The 10331-nt window shown below is 64.6% G+C and carries 6 protein-coding genes; 4 read left to right on the forward strand and 2 right to left on the reverse strand.

The window, feature by feature from the left end:
- The first annotated feature begins 29 nt into the window (after nucleotides 1-29).
- From AC1DR1_RS18475 to AC1DR1_RS18490, 4 genes are read left to right on the forward strand one after another with little or no spacing between them, the layout of a single operon-like run.
- Complete coding sequence (locus AC1DR1_RS18475) at nucleotides 30-3179, forward strand: efflux RND transporter permease subunit (protein ID WP_476993055.1); 3150 nt, start codon at nucleotides 30-32, stop codon at nucleotides 3177-3179.
- The gene (locus AC1DR1_RS18480; RefSeq protein WP_229995418.1) at nucleotides 3176-3634 is read left to right on the forward strand and encodes a hypothetical protein; all 459 of its coding nucleotides are present in this window, start codon (nucleotides 3176-3178) and stop codon (nucleotides 3632-3634) included. The genes AC1DR1_RS18475 and AC1DR1_RS18480 overlap by 4 nt, the downstream gene beginning before the upstream one ends.
- A 52-nt stretch (nucleotides 3635-3686) precedes the next feature.
- A complete protein-coding gene (locus AC1DR1_RS18485; protein WP_229995419.1) occupies nucleotides 3687-6779 on the forward strand; it encodes an efflux RND transporter permease subunit in 3093 nt (1030 codons plus the stop codon).
- A 29-nt stretch (nucleotides 6780-6808) separates the two neighbouring features.
- Entirely contained in the window at nucleotides 6809-7735 is a 927-nt protein-coding gene (locus AC1DR1_RS18490) for a hypothetical protein (protein ID WP_476993056.1), read from the forward strand.
- A 107-nt stretch (nucleotides 7736-7842) separates the two neighbouring features.
- Here AC1DR1_RS18490 and glpK read toward each other — a convergent pair whose 3' ends face one another.
- A complete protein-coding gene (gene glpK, locus AC1DR1_RS18495) occupies nucleotides 7843-9357 on the reverse strand; it encodes a glycerol kinase GlpK (RefSeq protein ID WP_229995421.1) in 1515 nt (504 codons plus the stop codon).
- Between the two features lie 42 nt (nucleotides 9358-9399).
- Nucleotides 9400-10152 (reverse strand): MIP/aquaporin family protein, encoded by a 753-nt coding sequence (locus AC1DR1_RS18500; RefSeq protein ID WP_229995422.1) that lies wholly within the window; start codon nucleotides 10150-10152, stop codon nucleotides 9400-9402.
- Nucleotides 10153-10331 lie beyond the last annotated feature (179 nt).

A 10331-nucleotide genomic window follows, 5' to 3' on the forward strand; every position in this document is an offset into this window, starting at 1 on the left:
CCATGTTCGGCTGGATCACCCGTTTCAGTATGCAGTTCCGTATCCTGGTTCTCGCCTTGGCCGCCGGACTCATTGCCTTCGGGGTAGTGAACGTCCCCAATGTCGCCATCGACAGCATGCCCGAGTTTGCTCCCGCGCACGTCGAGATCCAGACAGAGGCCTTGGGCCTCTCAGCTGCTGAAGTCGAACAGCTCATCACCGCTCCGATGGAAGCCGACCTCCTTAACGGGGTGGCGTGGCTCGATGAAATCCGGTCCAAGTCCGTTCCCGGCCTTTCCTCCATCGAGCTCGTGTTCGAGCCGGGCACCGACCTTCTGCGCGCGCGCCAGCTCGTGGCCGAACGCATGACCCAGGCCCACGCACTGCCGAACGTCTCGGCGCCGCCACTGATCATGCAGCCTCTGTCGTCAACCAGCCGCGTCCTCATGGTCCGGATGAACTCCAAGGAGCTCTCAGGGATCGAAATGTCGGTCCTGGCCCGGTGGAAGATCAAGCCACGGCTGATCGGCATTCCCGGTGTCGCCAACGTTTCCATTTGGGGACAGCGCGAGCAGCAGCTCCAGGTCGAGGTGACCCCCACGCAAATGCGCGACAAGGGGATCACGCTCGAACAGATCATCAAGACCACAGGCAACGCAGTCTGGGTGTCGCCGCTTAGCTTCCTTGAGGCGTCAACCCCCGGCACGGGCGGGTTCGTGGAGTCGCCGAGCCAGCGTCTGGGCATCCAGCACGTCTTGCCCATCCGAACGCCCGCGGACCTGGCCAAGGTCAGTGTCGAGGACGCCCAACCTCCCATGCTCCTCGGTGACATTGCCCAGGTGAAGGAGGACCACCAGCCGCTGATCGGCGACGCCGTCGTCGGCCAGGATGCAGGCCTCCTGCTAGTCGTGGAGAAGTTCCCCGGAACCAGCGCACTGCAGGTCACCAAGGACATCGAAGCCGCCCTGAACGACATGCAGCCTGGGCTTTCCGGAGTCCAGATGGATACGTCCGTCTTCCGGCCCGCCTCGTTCCTGCAAGATGCCGTGGATGGACTCGGCGTGGCGCTGCTCGTGAGCCTCCTGATCGCCGTCCTGCTCTTCTGGGTCCTCTTCCGGTCCTGGCGTGTCGCGGTGATCGCCCTCGTGGCCATCACCACGACAGTCATGGCGGCAGGAGTGGTGCTCTACCTGCTCGACTCCACACTGAATATCTCGATCCTGGCCGGCATCATCCTGGGTGTCTCCGTGATTGTGGGTGACATCGTGGAGGACGTGCAGGCACAGCGGCGCCGGCCGTTGCGGACCACGGAGACGGAGACTGATGCCACCATCAGGTTCCGCATGGTCCAGCTTGTCCGCAGTGTCCGCACACCGCTGTTCCACGGGTCCCTCATCATGGCCCTTGCGCTCGTTCCGACGCTGTTCGTTACGGGAGTCGGCGGTGCGTTCTTCCAGCCGCTCTTCTGGTCCCTGGCGCTGGCGCTTGCCGCCTCAATGCTGGTGGGTTTGTCCGTGACACCGGTCTTGGCGTATCTCCTGCTTCCCGGTGAGAAACCCCGGCGGGCGGACTCGTCAACTGTTGCCCGGGCCAGGTCCTACTACAACCGGGCCCTCGAAGGCGGTCGCTCCCGCACCGCGCTCGGCATCGTCGCCGTCGCCGTCGTGGGACTGCTCGGACTGGCCGCCGCATCCCAGCTGGTCGGAAACCGGGCGGTCGTTCCCACTATTCCGGACCGGACGCTCCTGGTGCAGTGGGACTCGATGGCAGGCACGTCCAATGACGAGGTCCGCCGGGTGGCGTCGAAGGCGTCCGATGAACTGCGGACCCTGCCGGGTGTTTCGGGAGTGGGCGGGCATATCGGCCGCGCCATTTCCTCCGACCAGGTTGTTGGGAACAGCTCCGCCGAACTCTGGGTATCCATCACACCGGACGCCAACTTCAGCGAAACGGAGCAGGCGGTCCGTGAGGTCGTCCAGGGCTACCCGGGCATTGCCCACAACGTGGTGAACTACTCCCAGCAGAAGATCGGGGAACAGCGCAGCAGCATGGATCCGGGATTCGCCGTCCGCGTTTACGGAACCGACTTGCCGGTCCTGCGCGAGAAAGCCGAAGAGGTCCGCAAGGCCATCGAAAAGGTCGACGGCGTGAAGAACCCGACGATCAATGCCAGCGCCATGACGCCCATCGTCGAAGTCGAGGTCAACCTCGAGGCGGCGCAAAAGGTCGGCATCAAACCCGGCGACGCACGGCGCGCCGCTGCCGCCCTGATGCAAGGCATCGTCGTCGGCAACCTCTTCGAACAGCAGAAGGTTTTTGAAGTGGTGGTGCGGGGCGCGGTGGGTGTCAGGGATGACCTGACCAGCATTCGTGAACTCCTGCTCGACACGCCAAGCGGCGGCCAGGTCCAGCTGGGCCAGATCGCCGACGTCCGGCTCGTTCCCAATGAAGTCGTGATCCTGCACGATGACACCTCGCGCCGGATCGACGTCGTGGCCGAGGTCAGCGGACGGCCGCTCGCGGATATCCAGCGCGATATCAACACGGYGATCGAGCAGATCCAGTTCCCACTGGAATACCACGCCGAAATCCCCACAAAGTACAGTGAGCAGCTCGCCGGGGACGCCCTGGTTCTGTGGATCGGCGCGGCCGCCCTCCTGGCAATCCTGCTCCTTCTCCAGACAGCCGTGCGGAGCTGGAAGCTGGCGCTTGCCGTCTTCCTTTCCCTGCCGGCCGCGCTGGCCGGGTCCGCCGTGGCAGCGTGGATCGCGGGAGGCGCCATCACGGTGCTGGCGCTCACGGCGTTTGCCGCGGTGCTGGCCGTCGCCGTCCGCAACGCGACGCTGCTCTCGGCCAGGACGGATGAGCTGTGGCGGGCTGCCCCGCACGAATCCCCTGACAAAGTCATCATGATGGCGGCCCGGGACCGGGTATCGCCCATCTTGAAGGCCGCCCTGATCACCATGGCGATCCTGATTCCGCCGGGATTCTTCGGCGGCGCCGTAGGCGAGGCCCTCCTGGGTCCAATGGCCCTGATCATTGTCAGCGGACTCATCACTACAACTCTCATCGGGATCTTCGTACTCCCCCTGCTCGCACTCTGGTTCGGGCCCAAGTCCGCCCCGGAAGAGTGGGCGGAAGTCTACGAGGCCGAAGTTCCCGTCCAGCCCGTTACGCAGGAAAAGGTGGAAGCAAAATGACCAGCCAACAGCCCCTGCGGCGCCTGCCCCTGGCGGCCGCTGTATGCGCAGCACTTCTGTTCGCGTTGCCCGCATGTGCCCAGACGACGGCGGCGGCCCCCGCCGTCGTCGCGGCCAACGAGCCCGCCAAGGTGGAGAAGAATGCCGCAACAGGCATCGCTAAACTGACCTTGACCGAAAAGGGAATCGAACGCCTCGACCTGAAAACCGAAACCGTTAAGGCCGGCACGGGGACCAACGTCGTCGTGCCCTACGCAGCCCTGCTCTATGACTCCAGCGGAAAAACCTGGGTGTACACCAACCCGGCCCCGCGGGTCTACCAGCGGCAGGCGGTCACTGTAGCCAAGGTGGAGGACGGATTGGTCACGGCCTCGGCTGGCCCCGCGGTCGGCACCACCATCGTGACGGTAGGCGCGGCTGAACTCTTCGGCGCTGAATTCGATACGGCGCACTGACATGCGCCGGATTGTCGCTGCAAGTCTGAGGTTCCGGTCGATCATCATTGCGATGGCGGCTGCCCTCATGATCGTGGGCGGCGCGCAACTCAGCAGTGCTTCGGTGGATGTTTTCCCGGAGTTTGCCCCGCCCCGTGTCGAGGTCCAGACCGCGTGTCTGGGACTCACCGCCTCCGAAGTCGAGGAACTCGTAACGGTCCCGATGGAGCAGGCCTTCAACGGCATCGACGGACTGGACCAGATGCGGTCCAAGTCTGTGTCGCAGCTGTCCGCCATTGTGATGGAGTTCAAGCCAGGAACCGATCTGCTCACCGCCAGGCAACTGGTGTCGGAGCGGATGGCAACGGTCATACCGACGTTGCCTACCTGGGCCGCGCCGCCGGTGATGCTCCAGCCGCTGTCCTCCACCAGCCGTGTCATGAAGATCGGGCTGTCCTCCGAGACCCGCTCCCTGATCGAGATGTCCATGGTTTCCTACTGGAATATCCGGGCGCACCTCCTGCGGGTGCCGGGCGTCGCGAACGTGGCGATCTGGGGCGAACGCCTTCAGATGCTGCAGGTCCAGGTTGATCCGGCCAAGCTGGCGGCCAACAACGTCACGCTGGAGAACGTCATGAACTCCACGTCCGACGCCCTGGACGCCGGCCTGCTCAAGTACTCCCCCGGCGCCTTGATCGGCACCGGCGGGGCGCTGGAAACGCCGAGCCAGAGCTTGACCATCAGGCACGTACAACCCATCACGTCCCCGGCGGACCTTGCCCAAGTGGCACTGGAGGAACGCGAGGGACTGCCTCCCCTGAAGCTCGCCGACGTGGCAACCGTCGTGGAGGACCACCAGCAACTGATCGGTGACGCGGTCATCAACGGCGGCCCCGGACTCATGCTGATTGTCGAAAAGCTGCCGTGGGGCAACACGCTCGAAGTCACGCGCGGGGTTGAGGAAGCGCTCAAGGAACTGCAGCCCGGCCTCACCGGGATCGCAGTCGACACAACCCTGTTCCGGCCCGCCTCGTTCATCGAGGAGTCCCTCGGCAACCTGAGCCTCGCGCTTTTGCTGGGCTGCTTCCTGGTGGTCCTGGTGCTGAGCGTCTTCCTGTTCCAATGGCGGACGGCGCTGGTCAGCGTGACGGCGATCCCGTTGTCGCTGATGGCAGCGGCCCTGGTGCTGTACTGGACCGGAGGCACTATTAATACGATGGTGCTTGCGGGATTGGTGATCGCCGTCGGGGTGGTGGTGGACGATGCCATCATCGACGTCGAGAACATCGTCAGGCGGCTCCGGCACCACCGCGCCAGCGGCGGAACCGAGAGTACCGCCCGTGTGGTCGTCAATGCTTCCCTGGAAGTTCGCGGCCCCATCGTTTACGCCACCTTGATTATCGTCGCCGCCACGGTGCCGATCTTCTTCCTGGACGGACTGACGGGCGCCTTCTTCCGCCCYCTGGCCACCTCCTACACCCTGGCCGTGATGGCGTCCATGCTGGTGGCCCTCACGGTCACGCCGGCCATGGCGTACATCTTCCTGCGCAATGCCAAGCTGGAAGATCGGGATCCGCCGGTGGTCCGGGTTCTCAAGCGCTGGTACGGCAAGGCTCTGCGGCCCATTGTAAAGCGGCCGCTCCCGGGCTATCTCGCGGTGGCGGCGCTCGGCGTCGTCGGTATCATAGCGGCACCGCTCCTGGGTCAGTCGCTGTTGCCGTCGTTCAAGGAACGCGACTTCCTCATGCACTGGGTCACCCAACCCGGCACGTCCAATGCCGAGGAAGTCCGCGTGAGCCAACTGGCCTGCCGGGAGCTGATGACCATCCCAGGCGTCAACAACTGCGGGTCCCACATCGGTCAGGCGTTCGCCGCCGATGAGGTGGTGGGCGTCAACTTTGGAGAGAACTGGATCAGCGTTGACCCCTCGGTCGATTATGACAAAACCCTGGCCTCCATCCAGCAGGTCGTGGACGGATACCCCGGCATCCACCGGGACGTCCAGACCTACCTCAAGGAACGTGTCCGCGAGGTGCTCACCGGCACCGGCTACTCGATCGTCGTCCGTGTATACGGCGATGACCTGGACACACTGAAGAAGCAGGCGGACAAGGTCAAGACGGTCCTCGCGGGCATCGAGGGGGCAATTGGAGCCAAAGTCGCCCTGCAGGTGAATGTTCCGCAGGTGGACGTCGAGGTGAACCTGGACGCCGCCAACCGCTATGGCCTGAAGCCCGGTGACGTCCGCCGTGCCGCAGCCACCCTGGTGTCCGGTGAGGAGGTCGGCGACGTCTATCGGGACGGCAAAGCCTACGACGTCCAGGTCTGGAGTCCTCCCGCGATCCGGACCAGCGTCACAAGCATCGAGAACCTCCCGCTGGACACTCCCAGCGGACAGAAGATCCGGGTGGCCGACGTCGCCAAGATCACGGTAAAGCCCACTCCCAACGTGATAGAGCGTTCGGAAGGGTCCCGCCGACTCGATGTCAGCGCCAACGTCAAGGAAGGCGATCTTGCCAAAGTCGTGGAGAAACTCGAATCCGACCTCAAGTCGGTTGAGTTCCCCACCGGTTACAGCGCGGACATCCTGGGCGAATACGCAGAGCGGCAGGCCGCCTCACAACGGCTCCTCCTCTTCGCCATCGGCGCCCTGGTTGTGGTGTTCCTCTTGCTCCAGGCGGCATTCCACAGCTGGCGGCTTGCCACCCTCGGCATCCTGACGCTGCCGGTAGCCCTGGTAGGCGGGGTGATCGCCGCGCACATGAGCGGCGGAATCCTGTCCCTTGGGTCGCTGGTCGGGTTCCTGACAGTGATGGGCATCGCCGCCCGCAACGGCATCCTGCTCATCAACCACTGCCAGCATCTGGAGCAGTTCGAGGGCGTGCCGTTCGGCCGGGACCTGGTCCTGCGCGGCGCTGCCGAACGCTTGTCTCCAATCCTGATGACCACACTCGCCACCGCACTCGCACTGGTGCCGCTGGTGATGTTGGGCAACCGGCCCGGCCATGAGATCGAGCACCCCATGGCCGTGGTGATTCTGGGCGGGCTGGTGACTTCGACACTCGTCAACCTGTTCGTCGTTCCATCGCTCTACCTTCGGTTCGCCAAGAAGGGTCCGGCACGCGAACGCGGGCCCCGCGAGCCGGAACCCGTACCAGCCGCCTAGCATCAACCACCTACTGAGAGGCCAGTCAGATGACTCCACGATCAAAGAGATTTACCGCCTACGGCTCCGCGCTCTTGCTGGTGGTGGCGTCACTGACCGCGGCCACCGCTGCATCGGCGGCCGCGCCGGCGGCCACCAGTTCTCAGGAACTGTGCGGCCCCGGCTCGGCGCTGTCCTTCAACCGCTCTGCCTTCCCGGCCAAGCCACTGATCAACAACCAGTGGCTGACGCTTAAGCCCGGCATGCAGTCCACCACCGTCGGCAAGGTAGTCTCCCCGGACGGAACGACCACCCGCAAGGTGGTCAGCACCGTCACGGGTCTGACCAAAGTGATCGACGGGGTCAAGACGATCGCGATTTGGGACCGGGACTACTCCGACGGCGTACTGGTGGAGTCCGAGCTCGCCTTCTTCGCCCAGRCGACGAAGGGGACGGTCTGGCTCTTCGGCGAGTATCCGGAGGAGTACGAAAACGGCAAGCTTGTCGGCGCGCCCAGCACGTTCATCAGCGGCATCGACAAGGCCCAGGCCGGCATCGCGATGCAGGCCGAGCCGCACCGGAATACCCCTGCCTACGTCCAGGCCTACGCCCCCAGCGTGGACTTCCTGGACTGCGGTGACGTCAAGTACAAGCACCTGCGCGTGTGTGTCCCCACGGGCTGCTACAACGATGTCATGGTGATCGATGAGTTCAACCCGCTGGATCCGCCAAGCGCGGGCCACCAGCGCAAGTTCTACTCAGCCGGGACCGGGCTCATCAAAGTGACGGCCGTCGGCGGCGAGGACCAGGAGTTCATGGATCTGGTCAAAATCAGGAAGCTGAACACCACGGAACTGGCTCTCATCAACAAACGTGCCCTGGAGCTCGACAGCAGGGGCTACACAGTCAGTAAGGACGTCTACGCCAAGACGCCGCGTGCTGTCGTGACCACCACRTCAACGCGGCCCGTGTCCTGAGGGACGAGGCGGACGCGGGAAAGCGAAGAGCTCCGGCTAGGTTTCCCTGGCCGGAGCTCTTCATTGTCCGCCGAAGCCGTGCCCGGTCGGCGGGTCAGGGTGCGCCCCTACCGGACGTCGTCGTCAACCCAGTCCATGGACTTGGTGACGGCCTTCTTCCAGAGGCGCATCTGGCGTTCCCGCTCGGCCTGATCCATTTGCGGCTCCCACCGCTTGTCCTCGGCCCAGTTGGCCGAGCACTCGCCCAGGTCCTTCCAGAATCCGACCGCCAGGCCGGCCGCGTAGGCTGCGCCCAGCGCGGTCGTCTCGACCACCTTCGGACGAATGACCGGCACGCCGAGGATGTCCGCCTGGAACTGCATGAGGGCATCGTTGGCGACCATGCCGCCGTCGACCTTCAGCTCCGTCAGCGGGACGCCGGAGTCGGCGTTGACGGCGTCGAGGACCTCACGGGTCTGGAAGGCGGTGGCCTCCAGCGCCGCGCGGGCGATATGGGCCTTGGTAACAAATCGGGTCAGGCCCACAATGGTGCCGCGGGCGTCCGAGCGCCAGTACGGCGCAAAGAGGCCGGAGAACGCCGGCACAATGTACACGCCGCCGTTGTCCTCAACCGAGGCCGCGAGGGTCTCGACCTCCGGGGCGCTGCTGATCATGCCGAGGTTGTCCCGCAGCCACTGGATCAAGGAACCGGTGACGGCAATGGAGCCCTCCAGCGCGTAGTGCGGCGCCGCGTCGCCGAGCTTGTAGCCGACGGTGGTCAGCAGCCCGTTCTTGGAATGGATAATCTCCTCGGCCGTGTTGAAGATCAGGAAGCAGCCCGTGCCGTAGGTGTTCTTGGCTTCCCCGGCATCGAACGCCGCCTGCCCGAACGTGGCCGCCTGCTGGTCGCCCAGGATGCCGGCCACAGGAACCTCGCGCAGCAACTGGGAGGTGTGCACCGTGCCGTAGACCTCGGAGGAGGACTTGATAGCCGGCATCATGGAGGCCGGGACGCCGAACGCGTCCAGAATCTCCTGGTCCCATGACAGCGTCTCAAGGTCCATGAACATGGTCCGTGAGGCGTTGGTCACGTCGGTGACGTGCACTCCGCCGTCGGTCCCGCCGGTCAGGTTCCAGAGCACCCAGCAGTCGGTGTTGCCGAAGACGAGGTCGCCGGCCTCCGCCTTGGCCCGGGCACCATCGACGTTGTCAAGGATCCACTTGATCTTGGTGCCCGAGAAGTAGGTCGCCAGTGGCAGGCCCACCTTCTGCTTGAAGCGTTCTACGCCGCCGTCCTTCGCGAGTTCGTCCACGATCGGCTGGGTGCGGGTGTCCTGCCACACGATGGCGTTGTAGATCGCCTCGCCTGTGGTCTTGTCCCACACCACCGCCGTTTCGCGCTGGTTGGTGATGCCGACGGCGGCGATGTCGTGCCGGGTCAGGTTCGCCTTGGACAGGGCCGAGCCGATCACTTCGCGGGTGTTGTTCCAGATTTCAGCGGGGTTGTGCTCCACCCAGCCGGGCTGGGGGAAGATCTGCTCATGCTCCATCTGGCCGGAGGAGACGATGCTGCCGCTGTGGTCGAACACGATGGCTCGGGTGCTCGTGGTGCCCTGGTCGATGGCGACTACGTACTGGTTCATATTGACGTCCTTGTCTTTTTAGCGTGGCAGTTGAACTAATGGTTAGAGCGGGAGTACAGGGGGGATGATCGGCACGACGGCTGCCACAAGTCCGGCAAGGCCTCCACCGATCAGGGGTCCCACGACCGGGATCCAGGAGTAGCTCCAGTCGGAGGACCCCTTGCCCTTGATGGGGAGCAGGGCGTGCGCAACGCGGGGGCCCAGGTCACGAGCCGGGTTGATGGCGTACCCGGTGGGACCACCGAGGGAAACACCGATGCCGACAACCAGCAGGGCGACCGCCAGCGGGCCGAGCCCGGAAGGTGTCCCGCCGAAGGTCAGGATGACGAACACGAGGACAAAGGTGCCGATGATCTCGGTGGCCAGGTTCCACGGATAGGAGCGGATCGCGGGGCCGGTGGAGAAAACGGCCAGCTTGCCGGCGGGCTCGGACTCGACGTCAAAGTGCTGCCGGTAGGCCACCCACATGACGACGGCACCCAGGAAGGCACCGGTCAGTTCACCGCCGAAGTACGTCAGGGTCGAGGCGAAGTCAACCGGAACGCCGGGAGCGTACAACCTCTTGCCGTTGAGCAGCAGACCAAGGGTGACCGCGGGGTTCAGGTGCGCACCTGAGATGGAAGCAACATAGACACCGGAGAAGACGGCAAGGCCCCACCCCCAGGTCACCATCAGGAACCCGCCGTTGTTGCCCTTGGTGCTTTTGAGCACAACGTTGGCCACAACGCCGCAACCCAGCAGGGTCAGCATTGCGGTTCCGAATACTTCGGACAGGAATACTATTCCAAGAGACATCTTTGACTCCTCTATTTTCTGTTGTCGGCCCTTCGCGAGTTTGAATGGCCGTGGAGCCGGCAGCATGTTGGTGCTGCCGACCAGCCACTGCGCCGGCCGCCGGGGCGGACCGCGCAGTGCTTGCACCCGGGCTTCCCTGCCCGGGCACGCAAGCTGTATCAGGCGACCAGGCTGTGGAC

It is taken from the genome of Arthrobacter sp. P4_F10 (assembly GCF_056401435.1).